The organism is Acinetobacter sp. Res13-Abat-PEC15-P4-01, assembly GCF_015676285.1.
Lineage (GTDB): Bacteria > Pseudomonadota > Gammaproteobacteria > Pseudomonadales > Moraxellaceae > Acinetobacter > Acinetobacter nematophilus.
Window position 1 is genome coordinate 59,964 of sequence record NZ_JADAIN010000008.1, and the last position, 25,037, is coordinate 85,000.

General features: G+C 41.7%; 34 protein-coding genes and 1 pseudogene. 8 read left to right on the forward strand and 27 right to left on the reverse strand.

Annotated elements, in window-relative coordinates; genetic code table 11:
* Positions 1-19: 19 nt before the first annotated feature.
* The 25 genes and pseudogenes from rpsM to IMO47_RS02395 form a co-directional block, all read right to left on the reverse strand.
* Positions 20-376 carry a 30S ribosomal protein S13 gene (gene rpsM / locus IMO47_RS02275; protein WP_196075060.1) on the reverse strand — a complete coding sequence of 119 codons (357 nt, stop codon included), beginning with the start codon at positions 374-376 and terminating at the stop codon, positions 20-22.
* Positions 377-483: 107 nt separating this feature from the next.
* Positions 484-600 (reverse strand): 50S ribosomal protein L36, encoded by a 117-nt coding sequence (gene rpmJ, locus IMO47_RS02280; RefSeq protein WP_000867907.1) that lies wholly within the window; start codon positions 598-600, stop codon positions 484-486.
* A 21-nt stretch (positions 601-621) separates the two neighbouring features.
* Positions 622-1,941, reverse strand: a complete 1,320-nt coding sequence (gene secY / locus IMO47_RS02285; RefSeq protein ID WP_196075073.1) for a preprotein translocase subunit SecY — start codon at positions 1,939-1,941, stop codon at positions 622-624.
* Between the two features lie 45 nt (positions 1,942-1,986).
* A complete protein-coding gene (gene rplO, locus IMO47_RS02290) occupies positions 1,987-2,427 on the reverse strand; it encodes a 50S ribosomal protein L15 (protein WP_196075061.1) in 441 nt (146 codons plus the stop codon).
* Positions 2,428-2,430: 3 nt separating this feature from the next.
* Positions 2,431-2,607 (reverse strand): 50S ribosomal protein L30, encoded by a 177-nt coding sequence (gene rpmD / locus IMO47_RS02295; protein ID WP_004825182.1) that lies wholly within the window; start codon positions 2,605-2,607, stop codon positions 2,431-2,433.
* 6 nt (positions 2,608-2,613) lie between these two features.
* Entirely contained in the window at positions 2,614-3,111 is a 498-nt protein-coding gene (rpsE, locus tag IMO47_RS02300; RefSeq protein WP_004825184.1) for a 30S ribosomal protein S5, read from the reverse strand.
* A gap of 2 nt (positions 3,112-3,113) precedes the next feature.
* The gene (gene rplR, locus IMO47_RS02305) at positions 3,114-3,464 is read right to left on the reverse strand and encodes a 50S ribosomal protein L18 (RefSeq protein WP_004725713.1); all 351 of its coding nucleotides are present in this window, start codon (positions 3,462-3,464) and stop codon (positions 3,114-3,116) included.
* A 14-nt stretch (positions 3,465-3,478) separates the two neighbouring features.
* Complete coding sequence (rplF, locus tag IMO47_RS02310; RefSeq protein WP_004725711.1) at positions 3,479-4,012, reverse strand: 50S ribosomal protein L6; 534 nt, start codon at positions 4,010-4,012, stop codon at positions 3,479-3,481.
* A 13-nt stretch (positions 4,013-4,025) separates the two neighbouring features.
* The gene (gene rpsH / locus IMO47_RS02315) at positions 4,026-4,421 is read right to left on the reverse strand and encodes a 30S ribosomal protein S8 (protein ID WP_004725709.1); all 396 of its coding nucleotides are present in this window, start codon (positions 4,419-4,421) and stop codon (positions 4,026-4,028) included.
* Positions 4,422-4,434: 13 nt separating this feature from the next.
* Positions 4,435-4,740: a 30S ribosomal protein S14 gene (gene rpsN, locus IMO47_RS02320; RefSeq protein ID WP_004725707.1), complete on the reverse strand. Its 306-nt coding sequence runs from the start codon at positions 4,738-4,740 to the stop codon at positions 4,435-4,437.
* A 9-nt stretch (positions 4,741-4,749) separates the two neighbouring features.
* Entirely contained in the window at positions 4,750-5,286 is a 537-nt protein-coding gene (gene rplE / locus IMO47_RS02325) for a 50S ribosomal protein L5 (RefSeq protein WP_004725705.1), read from the reverse strand.
* A gap of 16 nt (positions 5,287-5,302) precedes the next feature.
* Positions 5,303-5,620, reverse strand: coding sequence for a 50S ribosomal protein L24 (rplX, locus tag IMO47_RS02330; protein WP_196075062.1), 318 nt, complete (start codon positions 5,618-5,620; stop codon positions 5,303-5,305).
* A gap of 11 nt (positions 5,621-5,631) precedes the next feature.
* Positions 5,632-6,000 carry a 50S ribosomal protein L14 gene (gene rplN / locus IMO47_RS02335; RefSeq protein WP_004725701.1) on the reverse strand — a complete coding sequence of 123 codons (369 nt, stop codon included), beginning with the start codon at positions 5,998-6,000 and terminating at the stop codon, positions 5,632-5,634.
* Positions 6,001-6,092: 92 nt separating this feature from the next.
* Positions 6,093-6,350: a 30S ribosomal protein S17 gene (gene rpsQ / locus IMO47_RS02340; RefSeq protein WP_004725698.1), complete on the reverse strand. Its 258-nt coding sequence runs from the start codon at positions 6,348-6,350 to the stop codon at positions 6,093-6,095.
* The gene (gene rpmC, locus IMO47_RS02345; RefSeq protein WP_004825188.1) at positions 6,347-6,544 is read right to left on the reverse strand and encodes a 50S ribosomal protein L29; all 198 of its coding nucleotides are present in this window, start codon (positions 6,542-6,544) and stop codon (positions 6,347-6,349) included. The genes rpsQ and rpmC overlap by 4 nt, the downstream gene beginning before the upstream one ends.
* Positions 6,544-6,957 (reverse strand): 50S ribosomal protein L16, encoded by a 414-nt coding sequence (rplP, locus tag IMO47_RS02350; protein WP_004825189.1) that lies wholly within the window; start codon positions 6,955-6,957, stop codon positions 6,544-6,546. Before rplP ends, rpmC begins: the two co-directional genes overlap by 1 nt.
* Positions 6,897-7,713 (reverse strand): annotated as a pseudogene (gene rpsC / locus IMO47_RS02355) (30S ribosomal protein S3). Before rpsC ends, rplP begins: the two are co-directional and overlap by 61 nt.
* 1 nt (position 7,714) lies before the next feature.
* Positions 7,715-8,044, reverse strand: a complete 330-nt coding sequence (rplV, locus tag IMO47_RS02360) for a 50S ribosomal protein L22 (protein ID WP_001982638.1) — start codon at positions 8,042-8,044, stop codon at positions 7,715-7,717.
* An 11-nt stretch (positions 8,045-8,055) separates the two neighbouring features.
* The gene (gene rpsS, locus IMO47_RS02365; RefSeq protein WP_004281508.1) at positions 8,056-8,331 is read right to left on the reverse strand and encodes a 30S ribosomal protein S19; all 276 of its coding nucleotides are present in this window, start codon (positions 8,329-8,331) and stop codon (positions 8,056-8,058) included.
* Between the two features lie 19 nt (positions 8,332-8,350).
* Positions 8,351-9,175 (reverse strand): 50S ribosomal protein L2, encoded by an 825-nt coding sequence (gene rplB / locus IMO47_RS02370; RefSeq protein ID WP_196075063.1) that lies wholly within the window; start codon positions 9,173-9,175, stop codon positions 8,351-8,353.
* Between the two features lie 11 nt (positions 9,176-9,186).
* Entirely contained in the window at positions 9,187-9,507 is a 321-nt protein-coding gene (rplW, locus tag IMO47_RS02375; RefSeq protein ID WP_004825192.1) for a 50S ribosomal protein L23, read from the reverse strand.
* Positions 9,504-10,106 (reverse strand): 50S ribosomal protein L4, encoded by a 603-nt coding sequence (gene rplD / locus IMO47_RS02380; RefSeq protein WP_004816870.1) that lies wholly within the window; start codon positions 10,104-10,106, stop codon positions 9,504-9,506. Before rplD ends, rplW begins: the two co-directional genes overlap by 4 nt.
* Positions 10,107-10,117: 11 nt before the next feature.
* Complete coding sequence (rplC, locus tag IMO47_RS02385; protein ID WP_004825193.1) at positions 10,118-10,756, reverse strand: 50S ribosomal protein L3; 639 nt, start codon at positions 10,754-10,756, stop codon at positions 10,118-10,120.
* 59 nt (positions 10,757-10,815) lie between these two features.
* Complete coding sequence (rpsJ, locus tag IMO47_RS02390) at positions 10,816-11,127, reverse strand: 30S ribosomal protein S10 (RefSeq protein ID WP_004725677.1); 312 nt, start codon at positions 11,125-11,127, stop codon at positions 10,816-10,818.
* Between the two features lie 274 nt (positions 11,128-11,401).
* On the reverse strand, positions 11,402-12,127 hold the full coding sequence (locus IMO47_RS02395; RefSeq protein WP_196075064.1) for a type 1 glutamine amidotransferase: 726 nt from the start codon (positions 12,125-12,127) through the stop codon (positions 11,402-11,404).
* A gap of 180 nt (positions 12,128-12,307) precedes the next feature.
* Here IMO47_RS02395 and IMO47_RS02400 point away from each other — a divergent pair, with 180 nt between their 5' ends.
* From IMO47_RS02400 to IMO47_RS02430, 7 genes are all read left to right on the forward strand, one after another.
* Positions 12,308-13,492, forward strand: coding sequence for a PLP-dependent transferase (locus tag IMO47_RS02400; RefSeq protein WP_196075065.1), 1,185 nt, complete (start codon positions 12,308-12,310; stop codon positions 13,490-13,492).
* A gap of 197 nt (positions 13,493-13,689) precedes the next feature.
* A complete protein-coding gene (locus IMO47_RS02405; protein WP_196075066.1) occupies positions 13,690-15,249 on the forward strand; it encodes a helicase HerA-like domain-containing protein in 1,560 nt (519 codons plus the stop codon).
* 228 nt (positions 15,250-15,477) lie between these two features.
* Positions 15,478-16,239, forward strand: coding sequence for a globin domain-containing protein (locus tag IMO47_RS02410; RefSeq protein WP_196074407.1), 762 nt, complete (start codon positions 15,478-15,480; stop codon positions 16,237-16,239).
* 167 nt (positions 16,240-16,406) lie between these two features.
* On the forward strand, positions 16,407-16,754 hold the full coding sequence (locus tag IMO47_RS02415) for a hypothetical protein (protein ID WP_196074408.1): 348 nt from the start codon (positions 16,407-16,409) through the stop codon (positions 16,752-16,754).
* A 73-nt stretch (positions 16,755-16,827) separates the two neighbouring features.
* Complete coding sequence (locus IMO47_RS02420; protein ID WP_196074409.1) at positions 16,828-17,268, forward strand: Rrf2 family transcriptional regulator; 441 nt, start codon at positions 16,828-16,830, stop codon at positions 17,266-17,268.
* A 146-nt stretch (positions 17,269-17,414) separates the two neighbouring features.
* Complete coding sequence (gene yihA / locus IMO47_RS02425; protein ID WP_196074410.1) at positions 17,415-18,269, forward strand: ribosome biogenesis GTP-binding protein YihA/YsxC; 855 nt, start codon at positions 17,415-17,417, stop codon at positions 18,267-18,269.
* A gap of 140 nt (positions 18,270-18,409) precedes the next feature.
* Positions 18,410-19,357, forward strand: a complete 948-nt coding sequence (locus IMO47_RS02430; protein WP_196074411.1) for a metal-dependent hydrolase — start codon at positions 18,410-18,412, stop codon at positions 19,355-19,357.
* 123 nt (positions 19,358-19,480) lie between these two features.
* Here the strand turns inward: IMO47_RS02430 and IMO47_RS02435 are convergent, their stop codons facing one another.
* Positions 19,481-20,719 (reverse strand): dicarboxylate/amino acid:cation symporter, encoded by a 1,239-nt coding sequence (locus IMO47_RS02435; RefSeq protein ID WP_196074412.1) that lies wholly within the window; start codon positions 20,717-20,719, stop codon positions 19,481-19,483.
* A 480-nt stretch (positions 20,720-21,199) separates the two neighbouring features.
* A complete protein-coding gene (locus tag IMO47_RS02440; protein ID WP_196074413.1) occupies positions 21,200-22,075 on the reverse strand; it encodes an acyl-CoA thioesterase II in 876 nt (291 codons plus the stop codon).
* A gap of 289 nt (positions 22,076-22,364) precedes the next feature.
* Here IMO47_RS02440 and plsB point away from each other — a divergent pair, with 289 nt between their 5' ends.
* Positions 22,365-24,950, forward strand: coding sequence for a glycerol-3-phosphate 1-O-acyltransferase PlsB (plsB, locus tag IMO47_RS02445; RefSeq protein ID WP_196074414.1), 2,586 nt, complete (start codon positions 22,365-22,367; stop codon positions 24,948-24,950).
* Positions 24,951-25,037: the final 87 nt, after the last annotated feature.

Genomic DNA, 25,037 nt, shown 5'->3' on the forward strand with positions numbered 1-25,037 from the left:
CTTTTAGCTTCCAGAAATCTTATTTCTTAATAGGTTTGCGCGGACCTTTACGGGTACGTGCGTTAGTTTTGGTGCGTTGTCCACGAACAGGCAAGCCGCGACGATGACGAAGACCGCGATAGCAGCCTAAATCCATTAAACGTTTAATGTTCATGGAAATTTCGCGACGTAAGTCACCTTCGGTAGGAACCTTAGCAACTTCAGCACGAATCGCATCAAGCTGAGCGTCATCTAATTCACGGATTTTAGTCGTAGTTGCAATACCAGCAGCAGCTAAGATGCTCTTAGCAGTGTGGCGACCAATACCAAAAATATACGTGAGAGAGATAACAGCATGCTTGTTATCCGGAATGTTTACACCGGCAATACGAGCCATTCAAATTTCTCCAAAAAGGCAGTAGAGATAATCAACCGCCCCACAAAAATCTTGAGGGGCGGATAATAACCTAATTAGCCTACTGAAATCAACAGGTCTTAATTAAATTAACCTTGACGCTGCTTATGACGAGGTTCTGCGCTGCAAATTACGCGAATAACCCCATTACGACGGATAACTTTACAGCTACCACAAATTTTCTTTACAGAAGCTTGTACTTTCATGATGAAACCTTCTAAGTGCGCTTATCCCTTAGGATGAGCAGTCGTTTTTCTCATTAACGATTGATTGTCATACTGATGCGAAGTCAGATGGGCTTGAAGCTGAGCCATAAAGTCCATCACAACAACAACCACGATAAGCAATGAGGTACCACCCAAATGGAATGGAATACCGAAAGAGCTTTGTAAAATCATCGGCATTAAACAGATGACCGTGATATAAATTGCACCAATAAACGTCAAACGATTAAGAATATGATCTAAGTAACGAGCAGTTTGCTCACCTGGGCGAATACCAGGTACGTAAGCTCCACTGCGTTTCAAGTTCTCTGATACTTCTTTCGGGCTAAATACAAGCGCCGTGTAGAAATAACAGAAAAAGATAATTAACGCACCGAAGAGCACTAAATACAACGGTTGTCCAGGCGATAATACCAATGCCAAATCTTGTAGGCTACGTTTTACAATTCCTGCATTTGGATCAGCACTGCCTAACCATTGTCCTAAACTTGCAGGGAACAACAATAACGAACTTGCGAAAATTGCTGGAATTACCCCTGCCATGTTGATTTTCAATGGCAAATGCGTTTGCTGTGCAGTAAATACACGACGACCTTGCTGTTTTTGTGCATAGTTTACAGGTATGCGACGTTGTGCTTTCTCAATAAACACGATTGCGGCTAACACAGCAACTGATAGCAATCCAAATACAGCCAGACCAATAAGACTGGATTGACCATTATCTACCGAAGTAAATGCTTGAATCACTAAGTTGGGTAAACCAGCAACAATACCTGCAAAGATAATCATTGAGATACCGTTACCGACACCACGCTCAGTAATCTGCTCACCTAACCACATTAGGAACATAGTACCTGCAACTAACGATGTTAGCGCCGGAACGTAAAAAGCCAGCCCTGACGTCAAAGTAATTCCCTGACTGATCAGACCAGCACACATCCCGATACCTTGAACCAATGCAAGTATTAAAGTGCCGTAACGCGTATATTGATTAATCTTACGCTTACCTTGCTCGCCTTCTTTCTTCAATGCTTCTAACGAAGGAACCACTGTTGACATTAACTGCACAATAATAGATGCAGAAATGTATGGCATGATCCCCAACGCAAGAATGGACATTCGTTCTAATGCTCCACCCGAGAACATATTAAACAAACCTAAGAAAGTACCTTCATTAGCTTTGAAAAAACGTTCTAGAGCAACATTATCAATACCTGGCAGCGGAATATGCGCTCCTAGTCGAAAGACCACCAATGCGCCAATCAAGAACATTAATCGGCGAATAATTTCACGGTATTTCACATGAAATGGTTGACCTTTCATCATGTTAACATGACCTGTAGAACTAGGAGACATAGTCACTCGCGATTACTCCTCGACTTTACCGCCAGCAGCTTCAACAGCAGCTTTAGCGCCTTTAGTCAATGCAACACCTTGAACAGTGAATGCACGAGTGATTTCACCAGAAAGAACGACACGAGCACGCAACATATCTTTACGTACTACATTCGCAGCTTTCAAAGTTTCAAGTGAAACGATATCACCTTCAACTTTAGCAAGTTCAGACAAACGTACTTCAGCAGTTTTCAAAGCCAATTGGCTTGTGAAACCGAATTTAGGTAAACGACGATATAACGCAGTTTGACCACCTTCAAAGCCTGGACGAACGCCACCACTTTTACGTGATTTTTGACCTTTGACACCACGGCCACCAGTCTTACCAACGCCAGAACCGATACCACGGCCTAAACGACGGTTTTCACGTTTTGCACCTTCAGCAGGTGCAAGCTCATTTAAACGCAGAGTCATGGCTTATTCCTCTACACTAACCATATAGTAGACTTTGTTGATCATACCACGGTTAGAAGGAGTATCTACCACTTCTACTGTATGACCAATACGACGCAGACCTAAACCTTGTAGGCAAAGTTTGTGATTTTTCAAACGATGCGAAGAAGACTTAGTCTGGGTAACTTTAATCGTTTTCATGATTGATTACCCTAAAATTTGTTCTACTGAAAGACCACGTTTCGCAGCAACTTTCTCAGGAGAAGTCATATCACGCAAACCGTTAAAAGTCGCGTTTACAACGTTAGCTGCGTTAGTAGAACCATAGCACTTCGTCAATACGTTACGTACACCAGCAGCTTCTAAAACCGCACGCATAGAACCACCAGCGATTACGCCAGTACCTTCTGATGCAGGTTGCATGTAAACACGGCTAGCGCCATGACGAGCATTAATAGGATGTTGTACAGTACCATCAACAAGATCAACAGTGATCATGTTGCGGCGTGCAGCTTCAAGTGCTTTAGAAATAGCAGCTGGAACTTCACGCGCTTTACCGCGACCAAAACCTACACGACCATTACCATCACCCACAACAGTTAATGCTGTGAAAGAGAAGATACGACCGCCCTTAACAACTTTGGCTACACGATCAACGGCAACCAGCTTTTCAACAAGACCTTCGTTTTGTTCAACTTTAGCCATGATTAGAACTCCAAGCCGTTTTCACGAGCAGCATCAGCCAAGGCTTTGATACGACCATGATATTTAAAACCAGAACGGTCAAATGCAACTTTAGTTACACCAGCAGCTTTTGCACGTTCTGCGATTAAAGCACCTACTTTAGTAGCTGAATCTACATTACCAGTAGTTCCGCTACGTAAAGATGCATCCAAAGTAGAAGCTTGCGCTAATACTTTGCCACCATCTGCAGAAATAACTTGAGCATAGATGTGACGCGGCGTGCGGTTTACACACAAGCGAGTCGCACCCAATGCACGAATGTGCAAGCGTGTGCTTTTCGCACGACGCAAACGGGATTGTTTCTTTTCGTTCATAAGAACCTCGCGCCTTATTTCTTCTTAGCTTCTTTACGAAGAACAACTTCGTCAGAATAACGAACACCTTTACCTTTATAAGGCTCTGGTGGACGGTAACCACGGATTTCTGCAGCAACTTGACCTAACAATTGTTTGTTAGCTGATTTCAAAATGATTTCAGTAGCAGTAGGAGTTTCAGCAGTTACACCTTCTGGAAGAGCGTAATCGATTGGATGAGAATAACCAAGGTTAAGGTTAACAACAGTACCTTTAACCGCAGCTTTATAACCAACACCGATCAGTTGTAACTTACGTTCGAAGCCTTCGTTAACACCTTTTACAAGGTTATTAAGAACAGCGCGAGCAGTACCAGCTTGCATCCAAGAATCACGAGATTCTTTAACTGGAGCAATATGAAGTTGACCTTCTTCCTGTTTAAGCTCGACCAGCGCATGCAGGTTGAAAGACAACGTACCTTTGCTGCCTTTCACTTCGACCTGCCGGCCGTTCTGAGTAACTGCTACACCGTTAGGTACAGTTACTGGGGCTTTAGCCACACGAGACATGAGGAATCACCTATTAAGAAACAAAAGCAATAACTTCACCACCAACGCCTGCAGCACGTGCAGCGCGATCAGTCATGATGCCTTTGCTTGTAGAAACAATTGCAATACCTAAACCTTGCTTAACGCTCGGAAGTGCATCTTTACCGCGATACTGACGTAGACCTGGACGGCTTACACGTTTCACAGTTTCGATAACTGGTTTGCCTTCAAAATATTTTAAAGTAATTGTCAAAGTAGCTTTGCCTTCAAGATCAGCAACTTCTACATTTGAAATGTAACCTTCTTGTTGAAGTACGTTTGCAATTGCAACTTTCAACTTAGAATTAGGCATAGAAACAGTTTGTTTCTTTGCCATTTGTGCGTTACGAACACGTGTTAGCATGTCGGCAACGGTATCTTGCATACTCATTTATAGTCGCTCCTTACCAGCTTGCCTTAACAACGCCCGGTACATCACCTTGCATTACTGTGTCACGTAATTTGTTACGGCTTAAGCCGAACTTACGGAAGTAACCATGAGGACGACCAGTTAAACCACAACGGTTACGCAGACGTACTGGAGACGCATTACGTGGTAATGCTTGTAACTTCATCATCGCTTCGAAACGCTCTTCATCAGAAGCATTTACGTTTGCAATCGTAGCTTTTAATTCAGCACGTTTAGCAGCGTATTTAGCAACTGTAGTTTCGCGTTTCAATTCGCGATTAATCATACTTTTCTTAGCCATATCGACCTCTTATTTGAACGGGAAGCCGAATGCACGGATTAGCGCACGGCCTTCGTCATCAGTACGAGCAGTCGTAGTGATAGTAATATCCATACCACGAATACGATCGATCTTATCAAAATCGATTTCAGGGAACATAATTTGTTCCTTGAGACCCATTGAATAATTACCACGACCATCGAATGATTTCGCAGAAAAACCGCGGAAGTCACGAATACGAGGGATCGCGATAGAGATCAAACGGTCTAAGAATTCGTACATTTGTTCGCCGCGTAAAGTTACTTTACAACCAATCGGCCAACCATCACGGATTTTAAAACCAGCGATTGATTTGCGCGCTAATGTAAGCACTGGTTTTTGACCAGCAATAGCTTGCATATCCGCCAAAGCGCCATCTAACAATTTCTTGTCAGCTGAAGCCGCACCAACACCCATGTTGATGGTGATTTTAGTGATGCGAGGAATCTCCATCACATTACCCAAACCAAGTTCTTCTTTCAACTTAGCTCGGATTTCGTCGTTATAACGTGTTTTAAGTCTGGCCATAGCCTATTTCAACCTATTACTTCGCTACCGCCACTGATTCACCATTTGATTTGTAAACGCGAGTTTTCACGCCTTCAATCACTTGGTAACCAACACGGTCAGCCTTTTGGGTTGCAGCATTAAAAATTGCCACGTTTGAAATATGAAGCGAAGCTTCTTGTGTAACGATAGCGCCTTCAGCACCTGTTGCACGGTTCGGCTTTTGATGCTTCTTAACTAAATTAAGGCCTTCAACCTTAACTTGGTCATTTGAAACAGACAAAACAGTACCTTGTTTGCCTTTTTCTTTACCTGCGATCACGATTACTTGATCGCCTTTTCTAATCTTAGCCATGATTGCCTCTATTATAGAACTTCAGGAGCCAATGAAATGATTTTCATGAACTGTTCAGTACGAAGTTCACGAGTCACTGGTCCGAAAATACGAGTGGCAATCGGAGCCTTGTTGTTGTTCAAGATAACTGCAGCATTATCATCGAAACGGATCACAGAACCGTCTGGACGACGAATACCGAATTTAGTACGAACCACAACTGCATTCATCACGTCACCTTTTTTAACACGGCCACGTGGAATTGCTTCTTTTACAGTAACTTTAATAATGTCGCCAACAGAAGCATAACGACGATGTGAACCACCAAGTACTTTAATACATTGTACGCGGCGAGCACCACTGTTGTCTGCTACGTCTAGCATACTTTCGGTCTGAATCATTGCCCTACTCCAAAACCGAGCATCACCGGTCGCAATTTCGAAAGGCTCAAAGAGTACTCGAAATTGACCGATGATGCAACAAGAACGTCTAATTACTCAGCAGCTGCTTCAATAACTTCCACTAAAGTCCAAGCTTTAGTTTTTGAAATTGGGCGGCTTTCTTTAATGGTCACAACATCACCAGTTTTAGCTGTGTTGTTCTCATCATGAGCGTGTAATTTTGTTGAACGGCGGATTGATTTGCCGTACAACGGGTGTTGAACGCGGCGTTCGATAAGTACAACAATAGACTTGTCCATTTTGTCACTTACGACTTTGCCTGTTAACGTGCGAACTGTTTGCTCACTCATTGTGCGTTCCCCTGTTTTTCGGTAAGGAGGGTCTTGATACGAGCAATAGTCTTACGAGTTAACGCAACTTCATGCGATTTACCCAATTGACCTGTTGCTTTCGCCATACGAAGACGGAATTGGTTCAACTGTTGCTCATCAAGCAAAGCTGTCAACTCTTCTACCGACTTTTCACGTAGATCTTTAGTTTTCATTACATCACCGTCTTAGTAACGATAGTGGTTTTAAATGGAAGCTTAGCAGCTGCAAGCGTGAACGCTTCGCGTGCCAATTCTTCACTAACACCATCCATTTCGTACAAGATCTTACCTGGTTTGATTTGGCAAACCCAGTATTCCACAGAACCTTTACCTTTACCCATACGAACTTCTAATGGTTTTTCAGTAATTGGTTTGTCTGGGAAAACACGGATAAAGATCTTACCACCACGTTTAACACGACGGCTAATTGTACGACGCGCAGCTTCAATTTGACGCGCAGTCATTTGACCACGTTCAATAGATTTAAGTGCGATTGTACCGAAAGATACTGTGCTACCACGATGCGCTAGACCAGTGTTACGGCCTTTTTGCACCTTACGGAATTTAGTACGTTTAGGTTGCAACATGGATTATTCTCCTTTTTCAGCAGAACGATCATTGCGACGACCACGACGCTCTTGACCTTCACCACGACCGCGACCGCGTTTAGCTGGACGTTCTTCAGCAGGAGCAGGGTTCATGACTTGTTTCATGCCACCTAAGATCTCACCACGGAAAATCCAAACTTTAACACCAATCGTACCGTAAGTAGTTTCAGCACGCATAGTTGCATAGTCGATATCGGCACGAAGTGTATGCAAAGGTACACGACCTTCACGATACCATTCAGTACGTGCAATCTCTGCACCGCCTAAACGACCAGAAACTTCAACTTTGATACCTTTAGCACCAGCACGCATCGTGTTTTGAACCGCACGCTTCATAGCACGACGGAACATTACACGTTTCTCTAATTGAGAAGCGATTGCTTCAGCAACTAAACGAGCGTCTAAATCTGGGCGATCGATTTCGTTGATGCTTACTTGCGCTGGAACACCCATAATAGTGGTGAGTTCACGCTGTAATTTTTCAATGTCTTCGCCTTTTTTACCGATCACGATACCTGGACGAGCAGTGCTAATAGTAACTTTAGCAGCACCTGTAGGACGTTCGATAAGAATATTGCTGATCATCGCGCTTTTAAGTTTTTTAGTTAAAAACTCACGAACTTGAAGATCTTTAAGCAAATATTCAGCGTATTGTTTCGGACTCGCATACCAGTTGGCGTTATGACGTTTTACAACACCAAGGCGGATACCGATTGGATGAACCTTCTGACCCATATCAAACCCCTACCTTAACGGTAATGTGACAAGTACGCTTAGTAATACGATCTGCACGGCCTTTAGCACGTGGCATAATACGTTTAAGGCTCATGCCTTCATCAACGTAAATCGTAGATACTTTAAGATCGTCAACATCTAAACTGTTATTGTGTTCAGCGTTTGCAATCGCAGATTCCAAAGCTTTTTTAACTAAAACTGCAGCTTTTTTGTTGCTGAAGTTCAAGATATTTAAAGCATGCGCAACAGATTTGCCGCGAATTAGGTCTGCAACCAAACGTGCTTTTTGTGCCGAGATAGCGGCACCGCGTAATTTAGCAGTTACTTCCATCATAGCACCTATTAACGTTTAGACTTCTTGTCAACACCGTGACCACGATAGGTACGAGTTGGCGCGAATTCACCTAATTTATGACCAACCATATGTTCAGATACGATCACTGGAACATGGTTACGGCCATTGTGTACAGAAATTGTTAAACCAACAAAATCCGGGAGGATCATCGAACGACGCGACCAAGTTTTGATCGGCTTACGGTTATTAGCCGCGATTGCCGCTTCAACCTTAGCGAACAAGTGCGCATCGACGAATGGGCCTTTTTTCAGAGAACGAGGCATTGTCAGATTCCTTTACTTGTTACTTAACGCGACGGTCGCGAATGATCATCTTAGTCGTACGCTTATTGGTACGAGTCTTGTACCCTTTAGCTTTTTGACCCCATGGGCTTACAGGTTGAATACCTTTGTTACGCCCTTCACCACCACCATGTGGATGGTCTACTGGGTTCATCGCCATACCACGAACGGTAGGACGAACGCCACGCCAGCGTGCAGCACCTGCTTTACCAAGTGAACGAAGGTTGCTTTCTGAGTTAGATACTTCACCTAACACAGCACGACATTCAACGTGTACTTTACGCATTTCGCCTGAACGAAGACGAATGATTGCGTAAGAACCGTCACGACCCAACAACTGAGCAGAAGTACCAGCAGAACGCACTAATTGTGCACCTTTACCGATTTTAAGCTCGATGTTATGTAGTGTAGAACCGATAGGCATGTTACGAAGTGGTAAGCAGTTACCTGGACGAATTGGAGCATCGTTACCAGACTGAACTTTATCACCAGCACGTAAACCTTTAGCAGCGATAATATAACGACGCTCACCGTCAGCATATTTCAATAAAGCAATATGAGATGTACGGTTAGGATCGTATTCAATACGCTCAACTACAGCAGGAATGCCATCTTTGTTACGTTTGAAGTCAACGATACGGTAGTGTTGTTTATGTCCACCACCAACGTGACGAGTAGTAATGTGACCGTTGTTATTACGACCACCAGTACGTTTTTTAGCTTCAACCAACGGTGCATAAGGCGCGCCTTTGTGAAGGTGATTATGAACCACTTTCTCTACAAAGCGACGTCCTGGAGACGTTGGCTTACATTTTTGAATCGGCATAATTTTCGTCCTTATTCCGCTGCGCTTTCAGCGGTATCGCCCAAGTCAGCCATTTCAACATCTTGGCCAGCTTTCAGGGTGACGTATGCTTTTTTAACATCAGAACGACGTCCTAATGTACGACCAAAGCGCTTAGTCTTACCTTTAGTGATAGTCGTGTTAACTTTAACAACTTCCACACCAAATAATTGTTCTACTGCTTTTTTGATTTCAAGTTTGTTTGCATCAAGTGCAACTTTAAATACTTGAACACCAGCAGTTTCACCTAAAACTTGTGCTTTTTCTGAGAATACAGGTCCTTTTAGGACTTGATAGATACGTTCGTTGTTCATCCGAGTTCTACCTCAATTTTCTTAGCAGCAGCAACAGACATAACAACTTTATCGAACGCAATCAAACCAACAGGATCGATCCCAGCAGCATCTACCACATCAACGTGTGGAAGGTTACGTGCAGCTAAGTATAGATTTTCATCTACAGCTTCAGTAACGATTAATGCGCGAGTAGCGTTCAAGCCGTTTAGTTTTGCAAGCAATTCTTTAGTTTTTGGAGCTTCAACTGCAAACTCTTCAACCAATACAAGACGATCTTGGCGAACAAGTTCAGCTAAGATACATTGCATTGCACCGCGGTACATTTTACGGTTAACTTTTTGAGACCAATCTTGTGGACGAGCAGCAAAAGTTTTACCACCACCAACCCAGATTGGGCTACGAATAGAACCAGCACGAGCGCGGCCAGTACCTTTTTGACGGAATGGTTTTTTACCACCGCCAGAAACGTCTGCACGTGACTTCTGAGCTTTAGAACCTTGACGACCACCAGCTAAATAAGCTGTAACAACTTGGTGTACAAGAGCTTCATTAAATTCACGTCCGAAAGCAACTTCAGACAATTCAACAGCAGAGCCGGAAACAGTTTTTAAATTCACGTTATTTCCCCTCAGGCCTTGATCGTAGGACGAACGATAACGTCGCCACCAGTAGCACCAGGAATCGCACCTTTAACAACAAGAACTGAACGTTCTGCGTCAATAGATACAATCTCAAGACCTTGTACAGTTACGCGATCATCACCTAAGTGACCAGGCATTTTTTTACCTTTGAACACGCGACCAGGAGTCTGGTTTTGACCTGTAGAACCAATTACACGGTGAGATACAGAGTTACCATGTGTAGCATCTTGCGTACGGAAGTTCCAACGCTTAACACCACCTTGGAAACCTTTACCTTTTGATTGACCAGTAACGTCAACAACTTGACCTACTGTGAACAAATCAACACCGATAGTTCCACCAACTTCACGACCTTCAAGATCAGCTTCTGCAACGCGGAATTCTTTAACCAAACGACCAGCAGCAACACCCGCTTTCGCAAAGTGACCTTTCTGAGCATTCGTTACGCGAGATTCGCGACGTTCACCAGTAGTGATTTGAATCGCTTGATAACCATCAGTTTCAAGCGTTTTGATTTGAGTGATACGGTTAGGATCAACCTCAATCACTGTTACAGGCACAGAAACACCAGCATCTGTAAAGATACGTGTCATACCGCACTTGCGACCGACTAAACCAATAGCCATGTGCATAAACCTCTAAAAAAGCGGCCTAATTAACTTAGAGCGTTAATTAACCGAAAGCCTTAACCCAATGCGATCTGAACATCAACACCAGCTGCAAGATCCAACTTCATCAATGCATCTACAGTTTTGTCTGTAGGTTGAACGATGTCGATCAAACGTTTATATGTGCGGATTTCATATTGGTCACGCGCATCTTTGTTTACGTGTGGTGATGTCAAAACGTTAAAACGTTCGATGCGAGTAGGCATCGGAATTGGACCACAAACCTGTGCGCCAGTACGTTTTGCTGTTTCTACGATCTCTTGAGAAGATTGATCAATTAAACGATGATCAAAAGACTTAAGACGGATACGAATTCTCTGGTTAGACATACCAGTTAACTCCAAGCCAAATATATAAAGAATCACCCTTGACGCATCTCACCCCACTAAATAAGGCAAGTGTCAAAGGCAGTGAAAATCACTAAGGTCGTGATCGATGCCACGACTGTAACGATCTGAATGACTTTCTTCGCCATTCACCCCTTCATATCGAAGGGTCGCTCATTATAACGATTGTTTAACGCTTAAGCAAACAAATTTGGATTTTTTTCGCATTATTCCGATATTGACAAAGAAATGAAATGTTTAAGATTTAAACAAAGCTTTAAACTCTTAAAACATAGTCAATTGCATGATTGAGTAACTGGTTTCCGATGACATAATCTGAACTTGGAGTTTTTTTCAAATTGGAAAGCGATTGATTATGTATATCGCTAAATACCATTCCTTCTTCTTCATGCTCGATAAATATGTTTAAGCTATGCGGTGTAATTTCCGGGTGAAACTGAAAGCCCAAGACATTTTTACCAATTTGATAGAGCTGATTCGGGCATGCTTGATTTTCCGCCAAACGAATTGCACCTTTTGGAATGTCAAATGTTTCACTATGCCATTGCAACACACTGATCTTCTCAGGGAGCTGAAAGTATTCTTCAGGAACATGGTCACTTTTATTGACATAAGTCCAGCCTAGTTCTTGCACCGCATTTCGGCGTACATTTGCACCCAGCGCATTCGCAATCAATTGCCCTCCCAGACACAATCCTATTGCTGGTTTTTCAGACGCCAGATAACGTCTGATCCATCGTTTTTCCACTTTTAACCAAGGAAAATTTGCTTCATCATTTACACTCATCTCCCCGCCCATAATAATCAGCAAATCCACCTCATTGACATGAGGCAATGCATCTATATCCAATGCCGAATCTGTGGGTAAAGCAAAAAACTCTGTTGCAGTAATTTCTGCACCCATTGCCTTTAAATATTCATAGCAACTGCCAAAGCCTTCACCTGCAATATGTTGAAAATAATGCACTTTAAGTTTTTTCATATTATCACCTATTCTTGTTGTATCGACTACGCTACAAATCAAAAAACACAGTTCAACAAATGCAAAAATGAAGCCAATATCAATTTTATTTATTATTTTTCACAAATTATTGCTTTTCGTCACCGAGTGATTATGTTTTCCTTATTTTAGTCCTATTATTGATAAATCTTGAGTATTCTTGTGAAGCTAAAACCACAAACCGCTTTAATTCATTCCCCGCGACAAGCCCCACAATATATTCATACTGTTCAGCCTCCCCTATTTCGTGCATCCACAATTATATTCGAAAATACCGATGCACTATTTAATCGCCATTGGACAGATGATTACGACTACAGCTATGGAACACATGGCACCCCCACAACATTTACGCTGGGCGATAACATTGCAAAAATAGAAGGTGGACAATACTGCTTACTGACACCCAGCGGATTATCCGCAATTAACCTTGTTAATTCATGTTTGTTGAGTCATGGCGACGAAGTTTGGGTTGCCGACAATATCTATGGTCCAAACATGGAGCATTTACGTAATCTTGAACAATGTTATGGGATTATCGTCAAAGTCTATGACCCCATCTGTGCTGACTCATTCCAACCAACGCAACAAGCGAAATTAATTTGGCTTGAAGCGGCTGGTTCAGTCACACTTGAATTCCCTGATTTGATCAATTTAGTAAAAAAAGCCAAAGCCAACAATATTTTGACAGCTCTAGACAACACTTGGGGCGCAGGACTTGCCTTTAATGCTTTTGATTTTAGCCAAGAACATTTAGCCGTTGATATCAGCATACATGCTCTGACCAAGTACCCAAGTGGTGGGGGTGATATTTTAATGGGTTCCGTGGTCACACAAGACCGGGCTTTGCATCATCAGTTGTTCCGTATGCATGCGATACAGGGAATATCAATATCAGCTGACGACGCCGCACAAGTACAACGCAGTCTCGCCTCTATGCGTGTACGCTATGAGCATCAATCAAGAACCACCTTAAAGATATTAAACTGGTTAAAAGATCAAAATGCTTTTGCCCAGGTTTTACATCCAGCTGACCCAGACAATATCAGCCACACCTATTGGGAAGAAAGCTGTGAAACTCAGCAAAGTGCAGGGTTGGTCAGTGTTATCTTTAAGCCTGAGTTTGATCTGACAGCTATACGCAAGTTCTGCGATCATCTTCAGTTGTTTAAGCTTGGATTTAGTTGGGGAGGACCGGTAAGCCTTGTAATGTTGTACCAACTTGATCAGATGCGTCAGCTCGAACATTCACATTTACAAGCGGGTATCTTGGTGCGTTTCTGTATTGGTCTAGAAGACGCAGAAGATTTGATTCTTGATATTCAAACCGCGCTTGAAACAATTTGAGTCAAATCTGAATCTTTTATCTCTTTGTTATTCATCCTACTTAACTTCACGTATCGCTTTTGATACGTGAAAACTTTTTATCATTGAACACAGATTTACAACATCATCAATTTATGCAATTTTGTATAACGATAAGCATATAAATACCGAGTCAAATGAATAAGATTCGAACTTAGATCAAAGCTATAGGAATAACAATGGGCACACCAATCGTCATTGCAAAAAAGACCTCAGATTCCACTCAAGACATTGTTCTACATTCACAATTTGCCAATCGCCATGGGCTCATTGCAGGCGCAACAGGGACTGGTAAAACCGTAACATTAAAAGTGCTTGCTGAAAGTTTTTCCAGAATTGGAGTTCCAGTATTTCTTGCTGATGCCAAAGGTGATGTATCAAGTATCGCCAAAGCAGGCTCAAGCAATCCTAAATTCGATGAACGCATTAAGAGCTTAGGTATAGACAGCATTCTTTTTGCCGCATCACCCACTATTTTTTGGGATTTATTCGGTGAACAAGGGCACCCCATCCGCACCACCATTTCAGAAATTGGTCCCTTACTGTTGGCACAAATGCTGAATTTAAACGATACCCAAGAAGGTGTGCTTTCAGCGGTATTCCGTGTTGCAGACGATCAAGGTTTGCTATTGATTGATTTTAAGGATTTAAAAGCCATGCTGACTTATGTCAGCGAAAATGCGGCAGATTTAAAAGCAGAATATGGCAATCTCTCTCCTGCCAGTTTAGGCGCAATCCAACGTAATTTGTTGGCTTTAGGAGACCAAGGCGGACAGCGTTTTTTTGGTGAGCCAAGCCTGGATATTATGGATTTTATTCAAACTGATTCAAACGGGCATGGCTACATCAATATATTGGCTGCGGATAAACTGATGAATACGCCAAAGCTTTATGCAACCTTTTTGCTGTGGATGCTTTCAGAGTTATTTGAAAAGTTGCCTGAAGTTGGCGATTTAGACAAACCTAAATTGGTGTTCTTTTTCGATGAAGCCCATTTGCTGTTTAATAATGCCAGCCCAACATTGCAGGAAAAAATCCAACAAGTGGTCCGTCTCATTCGTTCTAAAGGTGTAGGTATTTATTTCATTACCCAAAGTCCACTGGATATCCCTGAAAATGTGCTAGGTCAATTGGGAAATCGTGTACAACATGCATTACGTGCCTTTACGCCTAAAGATCAAAAAGCTGTAAAAACAGCCGCAGATACGTTCCGTGCCAACCCTGAATTCAAAGTTGATCAAGCCATTACAGAATTGGCCGTCGGGGAAGCATTAATTAGTTGCTTAGATGAGCAAGGTACCCCTCAAATTGTGGAGCGTGGCATGGTCATGCCTCCCTACTCTTCTTTTAGCCCAATTACGCCTGAGGAACGCAAAGCACTGATGACACAAAGTATTGTGGCGGGTGTTTATGACAATGAGGTAGATCGTGACAGTGCCTATGAAATGCTGCAGCGCAAAGTAACGGACAGCACACAACAACAAGTTGCCTTTGAAGCAGCGGCACAACAAGCCAAACAACTGGAAGAGCTCGCGAAACAACAGCAGGTGTTAGATAAGCAACAAGCCAAAGAGCAAGAACGTTTACAAAAAGAGGAAGCCAAAGCTGCCGCTGCCCGTGCCAAGCTCACTCAGGATGTCATTGGTACTTTTGCCAAGAGTGCAGCCAGAACGCTTGGTGGTCCCACAGGACAAAAATTGGTACGTGGTTTATTAGGTTCATTATTTGGTGGGCGCTAAGATTGAACAAAAGTTAAAAAGGGAGCACGAGTGCTCCCTTTTTATTTTAAATCAGACCAACAATAAAACATCAAACAAAAATAAATATAATATTTTCAAAATCTTAACTTTAAATCACACTATAAACCTTAATTTTTATAGGTCTTTTTTAATTGATCACTCTTGCAAATTATTTTTAAAAAATATATTTTAAATACATCTTATAAAGCCAGATAAAAGGTCTAGCCAATGACTCCACAACATATTGAACTTGTAAAATCTACAGTCCCAGTACTTCGTGAAAATGGTGTAGCACTCACCAGCTATTTTTATAAAAGAATGTTGGGAAATAATCCTGAGTTGAACAATATTTTCAACTTAGATAGCCAAAATTCCGGACGCCAGCCACGCGCACTCGCAGCAGCAGTTTTGGCTTATGCTGAACATATTGAAAATCCTGCTGTGTTAGCAAAAGCAGTTCAGCATATTGCGACCAAGCATGTGAGCCTAGATATTCAACCTAATCAGTATTCAATCGTAGGAGAAAATCTACTGCATTCTATAAGTGAAGTTTTAGATGTCCCTATGGACTCTGAATTGATTGCTGCATGGAAAGTTGCTTATCTACAATTGGCAGACATTTTAATTGGTGTGGAGAAGCAAAAATATGAAAACCTCGTTGCTCAAAATGGCGGCTGGGCAGGTTGGAGAGCTTTTAAAATTATCGCGATTGATACATCTGAAAACACAAAAACATTTACCGTACAGGCAATAGATCAACAGGCTGTTGCGCAAATCAGTGGCGGTGAATTCATTTCAGTGAAAGTCAAAGTACCACAGAAAGATATTGAGCAACCACATCAGTACACTGTACTTCATGCATCTGAAAATACTTATCAATTCATGGTAAAACCCGAAGAAAATCACACTGAATATTCGGTATCCAATATATTACTGAATCACTATCAGGTGGGTGATCATGTTAAGTTGACTGCACCGCAAGCAAAATAATACCCCATATGATATTCCCCTCTGTAATGTATGGCGCCTGATTTATCCATACATTACGATACTTTGAATACTCAAAACTTCTCCTCTCTGGTTCATCTTTTTGCACTTTAACTTTTAAATCAATATTTATACACTGACACTTATATTGATGAACCAGAGTTCAGATCATGCAACGTATCTTATTGATTTTCAGTCTAAGCATTAGTTTGTTGTGTTTTTCAGTGACCAGTCATGCAGCTGAAGTAAAGTCTTCTACGCAATGCAAAAATCAAGCAATTCAACAAGCCGCCAAGCTTTTAGAATTCCATTTCGGTCCAGATGATCGTATTGAAATTCAACCAGAGGTCAAAGCACTCCCCTCAATCATCAATCCACGCAATAAAAAGCAGAGATTCGATGTATTGGAAGTCTGGGGTTATATTTATAAAGGTCAATATCGCATGCGCTTTGAGTATTTTAGCCAAAGCGACTGTATACTCATGGGACAAGAGATTCTCGAATATGCCAGTTTGTAGACGACATATCTTTCATTGTCTATTCACGTTAAGATAAACATGCAATCTGTTCATGTCTAATTAATTTAAATTTATGCAACTTAACAAATTTACCGACTATGCCTTACGTATTTTGATGTATATCTCTCCTCCCAAGGATACACCTTATACGATTGCCGAAATTGCACAGGACTTGAATGTTTCACAGAATCATTTGGTTAAAATTGTGCATTTTATGGGAAAACAAGACTGGTTAATTACCACACGTGGCAAAGGTGGAGGTTTACGCTTAAACCCTGCAATCCTTGAATTTCGCTTGGGGCATATCGTGCGCATTCTGCAAGGAGACGCACAAATTGTGGAGTGCAATACCCCGCCATGCGTCCTTCGTCCTCGCTGTGGTTTAAAAGGTATTTTAGATCAGGCCGTTGAACAGTTTTATCAAAGTTTAGACCAATATACAGTTGCCGATGTTTTAAATGCTCCACCGCAAACAACCCTAGTTAACTCTATAATTCCAAATGTGAATGTTTAAGCACTTGAATCGGTATTAAGCTGTTTTTTAAAGTCTGCATTTAAACAAGCGCCTCAATCCTGTTTGAATTATCTCTGTCAAAATTCGCTTGAATCTCCGATTTCCTTTATAATGTCCCTTGTTTATCCATTTATTGAAGTTGAAGTATGCATCGCAGCAGTGGAAAGTCTAAAAATAGTAAGGCATCACATGCCCCTAAACAGAAAATCAGTTATGAAAAAAAGGCTGACCCTGCGATTTCAGAATACTCAACCTCATCTTTAAACTGGTTACGCAAAGCTGAATTCTTGATGAGTGCGCCAAAACTGAATCTTTGTGTAGAAGATACAGGCTATGAAATAGCCTTCGCAGGTCGCTCTAATGCGGGGAAATCCAGCGCCATCAACGCACTGACCAATCAAAAACAACTGGCACGTGCATCCAAGAAGCCTGGTCGCACCCAAATGATTAACTTCTTTAGCTTGGGAAATCCAGACCAACGTTTAGTCGACTTACCCGGTTATGGCTATGCCGCGGTTCCAGAAGCAATGAAAATCGTTTGGCAAAAAGAACTTGAAAATTATTTGATTCATCGAAAAAGCTTACAAGGTCTAGTTTTGTTGATGGATATTCGCCACCCTTTACAACATTTTGATGTCATGATGTTGGAATGGGCATATTCTCGCCACCTGTTTGTTCATGTTCTACTCACCAAAGCGGATAAGCTCAATCGTGGTCCTGCCAATAAGGCATTATTGGAAGTGCAGCAGCAACTCAAAAAGATGAAGCTTAATTTTTCGATTCAACTGTTTTCATCACTGAATAAGCAGGGTTTAGAAGAACTTGCTTCTGTGATGGCAGGTCGTCTAAATTACACCTTGGATAAAACTTTGGGCTTTGATCTTGATGCCATTCCAGAACTCAGTGCTGACGACATCGAAGATGAGTTCATTGATCAAGATACTGAATCAAATCTCAATGTAGAAAATATTGATGTCAATAAAAATGAAAAACCAGAGTGATAATTAAAAGCAGTCTTGTCTGACAAAATTCATCACATATTGATACTTCAATGTCCTAAATTGCTAATAACTATTTAGGACATTTTTTTATACTTGAATAATAAAGTGTGAAATCACCAAAGAAAAATTAGGACACTGTGATGAAGTTACTCGCTAAATTAAAAAACAGTCGGATTGGATCGTCTATTCAGTACCACATCAAACCACGTAAAGTGAAGTTTGAATGGCAAGATACCCCAGTCGACTGGATTCCAAATCAGCCTTTTGTCAGCTACTTTATCAACGAGATCAACAATATTCTTCCTGCGGGTGAATTTTGGTTCTGCCGTTTATACAACCGCGTTTTACCCAAAGTCACAGATGAAAAGCTCGCTGAAGACGTTCGTGCTTTTATCCGTCAAGAAGCCATGCATGCGCAGGCACATGTGTCAGCAAATAAAGAATACTTAACCGTTCGCCATATTGATATTCAAAGAAATCTTGAAATTATGGATTTCTTATTTGGGAAGCTACTTGCAGATCAACCCCTCGGTTTCAAAGTCCCCAAAGTTCTTGATCATCAATGGGATCTGTTCCGATTAGGCATTGTAGCAACTGTCGAACACATGACTTGTGTGTTGGGAAAATATGCACTTTACAACAAAAAGTGGGCTGAATTAGGTGCAGATCCGAACATGCTGGATTTGGTCAAATGGCATGGCGCGGAAGAGATCGAACACCGTACAGTTGCGTTTGATTTATATCGCCATTTAGGCGGTGGTTATATTTCACGTTATTATCAAAGTGTGATTGTGATTGCTGCGGTATTAGGTTTATGGGTGGATGGTGCTGCACATATCATGGGACAGGACCCGCGTTTTGCAGACAAAAAACCAGCACTCTATAAACCTTGGATTTGGCGTGAATGGGCAAGTATTGCACAATCTGACAATCGCTTAATGCCACATCCACTTTGGTTGGTTTCACAGCAGTTGGGCTATTTAATGCCATGGTATGATCCTGTACACGAAGCAAAAACCGAAGATGCAATTGCATATCTAGATCAATCACCTGCTGCCAAACGTGCTTTGCCCAGAGTTGCAGCATAGGGATTATTCAAGCCTGAATAAGCATAGAACAGAAAAAGCAGGATTTTAAATCCTGCTTTTTCTGTTTCAGATTTAAAGCAAACGCTTTCAATAAATGTATCGCTGTCTTTTATAAATCGCTTACTAGGATGAACTTTCCATCTCTCGAGTATGACGATCAACCACAACACTGATCATCATATCCCCTTGTACATTCACCACAGTACGTACCGTATCGAGAATTCGATCAATTGGTAATAAGATCGCAATCGCCTCGGCAGGCAAGCCCACAGATTGGAGTACCATAATCATGGTCACCATACCGGCACTCGGGATTCCTGGAGCGCCTAGTGATGCAATCATAGCCGTCAAACATACAATAATTTGTTGGGTAATTGATAGCTCCAACCCCATCAGATTCGCAATAAATAGTGCTGCTGCTGCCTCATAAAGTGCTGTTCCATCCATGTTTAACTGTGAACCGAATGGCACCACAAAACCTGCAATTTGCGGACGCACACCCAGGTTTTCTTGAGTACATTTCAAACTTAAAGGCATTGTTGCCGAACTTGAACTGGTCGCAAAAGCGGTGATTAAGGCTGCACGCGTTCCTTTAAAAAAAGTAATGGGATCCATTTTCCCAAAAATCCATAACAGCAGTGGTAGAACCACCACACCATGAAAAATGGTTGTACCTGTCACCACAATGGCAAACTCGGCAAGACGGCTCAAAATAGAAATATCTTCAGTTGCAATCAGCTTTGCCATTAACGCAAAAATACCAATGGGTGCAACTTTCATCACCCAACCCACCAACATCATCATTATGTCAAAAAATTGACGTGCCAGTTGTTTAATGGAATTAAAACGCTCTCCACCCTGTACCAAGGCTAAACCCAATAACAATGCAAACAGCACAACCGCCAAAACATTGCCATCACTGAATGCCTTAAAAGGATTAATCAGGGTATTTTGAATAAAGTTGGTCAGAAATGAGCTTGGCGTTAATGAATCAGGGCTTTTATGCTGACTCATTGCATCTTTAAACAGGTCAATATCTACCCCCTGCCCAACATGGAAAAAGTGAGTAGATGCCAGACCAAGAATCAGCGCCAAGGTGGTTGTCGTTACGCAGCAAGCCAAGGTGATTTTCCAAACGCGGCTCAACTGACTGCCTGCCTCTAAATTGGAAACACCAACTAAAATTGAGCTGAAAATTAGCGGCACCAAAAGCATTTTCAACAAACCGATAAAAATACTGCTGGCGATACTTAAAGCATAAATACTGCCGTCTAAAAACTGAGTACCGGGGAATTGATTTAACAGGAATCCAAATGCGACACCAAGAATGGCGGCAATTAAAATTTGGGTATTTAAGCTCATCTTCATTGACTGTTATATATTTTCACATTTTAAACTATGCCATTGAAGTTACTTGGAATCGAGCATTTTTTTGTCACAAGCTCTGCTAAAAAATAGAAAAGCCATCAATCGTGATGGCTTTATTCTGGATGATGTAGCGGGGGGGCTGTGAACAATTTGTCTATGTGTACGACTGAGTATGTTTATGGGACGATTCTTGCTGCGAAATACGAAATTTTTTGATCCTAAATGATGAGGCACACTGTTTTGCAAGGGAACTAGGAAACGACAAAAAGCATGCCAGTCTCCGCTGCGCCCTGCACTGCAAACAAAGCAATGCTTTGTTCTTGCTTAGGTTGTGGCTAAAATTTGCCCAGTCCATGTTATGAAACTTGAAAATAGTCTCACGATTCTCTATGGTTCTTTGCACAGTATACGCCTGATGTCTGCTTGATTTTAACCTATGACGCAGGCCACTTATACAATGTCCAAAACTGCTACTTATTGGTTTTCGATTTCACGTACCCGCATCAGACCTTCCTGAACGGTACTACACACCAATTCACCATTTTGCCACATCCGTCCGAAGTTGAGACCGCGCGAATTTGCACTTACGGTTGCATCCATATCATAGAGCATCCAATCATCTGCTTTGACCGGTTTATGAAAGTAGATTGCATGATCAATACTCGCACACTGCAAACTTGGCGACAGATAATTTAAACCATGCGGACGCAATGCAGTCATCATCAAGGTGTAATCTGAATAGAACGCTACAATTGCCTGATTTAAGGAAATATCATCCACCAACTCCGCTGCTAGTGGCTCATGTGTACGCAAATAGTGTGCATAGGATGGTGCTTCTGGTTGGGGTTGGAAAGGATTGGTCACATTAATCGGACGAATTTCCACCTGACGCGGTCGCATAAATGCAGCACGAATGTTTTCAGGAATAAAACTGATTAAATTCTCTTTTAATTCCTGTTCAGATTTTAATGATTCTGGATCTGGATATTCTGGTTCAGCAATTTGATAATTCAACCCTTCTTCTGGAGTTGCAAAAGAAACCATTGCTGAAAAAATAGTACGCCCATGTTGAATGGCACGCACTTGGCGACTTAAAAAGCTTTTACCATCACGCAAACGATCTACTTCATAGATAATCGGCGCATTGATATCCCCACCATATAAGAAATAGGCATGTAAAGAATGCACAGGACGATCCGCAGTATATGATGCTGCACGTAGTGCTTGCCCTAAAACCTGTCCACCAAATACACGTTTGCCGACTAAATTTCGGCTTTGACCACGGAAAATATGTTCTTCAAGTTTTTCTAGCGTTAAAAGCTCTACAAGCTCTTGGGTTAAAGCATTCATAAGTGACCTATCCATATACAGACTTTATTCAAACAAAGAGAATAAAGTGTTCATATTTTAGAGATTTAACTCTATTTTGCCATAAATCCAGAGTGATACACTAAACTTTCTAGACTATGCTGTCACTTCTCTTGTCTAGCAGGATTGTTTAAAATACGATTTTTAACGATAAAATCTGACAAGAAATAGTTAATTTGTCAGAAAATGACATCCTGTTCTGTGCTTCAATTACAGAAATGATTATTTTTATACGCTATATTGCGTGATTCACCATTGGCTAGGAGTATGTATGTCCAAGAGTGGCTTTGGTCAAATGTATCGTCGACTTTCGAGTAAAATACTTGACCTTGTGGTAACCCCGCATGTTCTTGGAGAGGTTCCTAAAGAAACTCCAACGCTAGACCAGTCAACAGAGAGTAATGAAATCAATACATCAACACCTCAAAAAGTAGTGTGTTATGTATTACAGAATTACTCAAGAAGTAATGCCTTGGTCGTTGATGGTGAGACACGTCGTTTACAGCTTGCCCCTGCACTTGACCCACTGATAGTGGGTGGAAACCGTGAAAAAGCGGCGATTCTATTTTTGCAGCATCAGGATGAAAATAATTATTTTAGCCCCCCTGAGCATGCATTTCCACCACGTTTACTCAGACTGATTGAATCTCTGGATCAAAATCCAGATTTAGATATTGAGCTGATCCCTGTGACCGTATTATGGGGACGCTCACCAGATAAAGAAGACTCTTGGTTCAAGCTTTTGTTTACCGATACCTGGGCAACACCAAGCAAGGTCAAGCAATTGATGAATATTGGCTTGCATGGTCGCCAGTCATTCCTGGAGTTTCATGAACCACAATCCCTGCGTGGTTTAGTCGAACACGCAAAAATCCATCATCCCAATATTTCTCCTGCAACCTATATTGTCAATCAACTCAATGATTTCCTAGATCGTCAGCGAGAAGTCATTCTTGGTCCAGATTTATCTGATCGTCGCAATGTAATGCAATCTTTGATCAAAGCGCCCGATGTCCAAGATGCGATTCGAAAAGAAAGTGTTCGCTCTAAAATCAGCATGATTGATGCTGAACATCGTGCAATTGGTTTTGTGAATGAAATTGCATCGGATTATTCTGCTTCAGCTGTACGCTTTGCTGATATGGCATTAACCCGTTTATGGACGCAACTTTACGATGGTGTTGAAGTACATAACTTCAATACAGTACGTGAATTGGTTAAAGACTATGAAGTGATTTACACTCCCTGCCACCGCAGTCATATCGACTATTTACTTCTATCATATGTGATTTACAAGCGCGGTTTGATGGTGCCCTATATTGCTGCAGGTGATAACCTGAATATGCCTTTTGTGGGTCAACTGCTTCGTGGAGGAGGTGCATTCTTTATTCGTCGCTCTTTCCGTGGCAATGCACTCTACACAGCCGTCTTCAAAGAATATTTATTCAGTATTCTGTCTCGCAATACTCCACTGGAATACTTTATTGAAGGTGGACGATCTCGTACGGGACGCTTATTGCCTCCTAAAACCGGGATGTTGGCAATGACCGTTCACGGTCACTTGCGTGGTCGTGCCAAGCCGATCGTTTTCATTCCTACTTATGTGGGTTATGAGCGCTTGATGGAAGGTGCAACCTATGTCGGTGAAATGAATGGTAAACCTAAAGAGGCTGAATCAATTTGGGGCATTCTGCAAACCCTGAAAAAAATCGAGCGTATTTTTGGCAAGGTACATGTCAACTTTGGTGAACCCGTCTTTTTAGACGACTTACTGAAACAGCATGGGGCAGATCAGATTCGTATTGAACACAATGACGCACCTATTCCTCCAGAAGTTTCAAATGCAGTCAACAGTTCTGCCAATGCGATTTTAGAAAATATCAACCGCGCTGTAGTGATCAATCCTGTTTCGTTGTTATCACTGATTTTATTGGCCACGCCAAAACATACTTTGGATGAAGAGATCTGCATTAAACAGCTGGATACCTATCGCAAGCTGCTAACAGCGATTCCTTATGACAAACGTACCCAAGTGACACCACTTTCAGGTAAAGAAATTATTGCCTATGGCATGAAACTGAAATTGATTAAACGGGTTCAGCATGTATTGGGCGATATTATTGCCATTGAAGACAATCAAGCCGTTTTATTGACTTACTTCCGTAATAATATTTTACACGCCTTTGTACTGCCATCATTGATCGCAGCATTGGTAGAGCATAATGGTAAAATCAGCCAGACTGATTTGCTGAATGTCATTCGCACCCTATACCCATTCTTAAAAGCTGAATTGTTCTTAAAATGGAAAGATCATGAAATCAAAGCTCAAGTGACTGAATATGTCGATGCATTGGCACAGGCGAATTTGATTTTTGTCGATGATGAAGGCTTTATTTTTAGCCCTGCGCCAAACTCTGAAGATCATAACCAACTTGCTGTTTTAGCCGCACCTGTTCGCCAAAGCCTTGAGCGTTATTACATGACGCTGGCGCTGATTACTCAACGTGGTTCAGGAAATATCTCCATTCGCCAAGTGGAAGAATTAAGTCATCTGGTTGGACAACGTTTATCTGTATTGTATGAATTCAATTCGCCGGAATTCTTTGATAAGGCTTTATTCCAAAGTTTTATGAAAGTCTTGATTGAACAAGCCTATATCAAAACCAACGAAGACCATGCCATCGTTTTTGATGAGCAGTTTAGAAATGTTGCGCAGTATGCCAATTTAGTGTTGGATGATGTGACTTTACAAATGCTTCACCACATTACTTCCTTTACCGATGAGGAGTTAAAAGAAGCACTAGATGCTTTGGCCGCACAACAAGCCAAAAAACGTTTAAAGCGTAAGAAGAAATAAATGTTCCCCCCCTTCTCTCTTTGGGAGAAGGGGCATGATTCGCTCACCCTCTCCATCCGATCAAGAAAGAAGCAACTGTTCATCGTA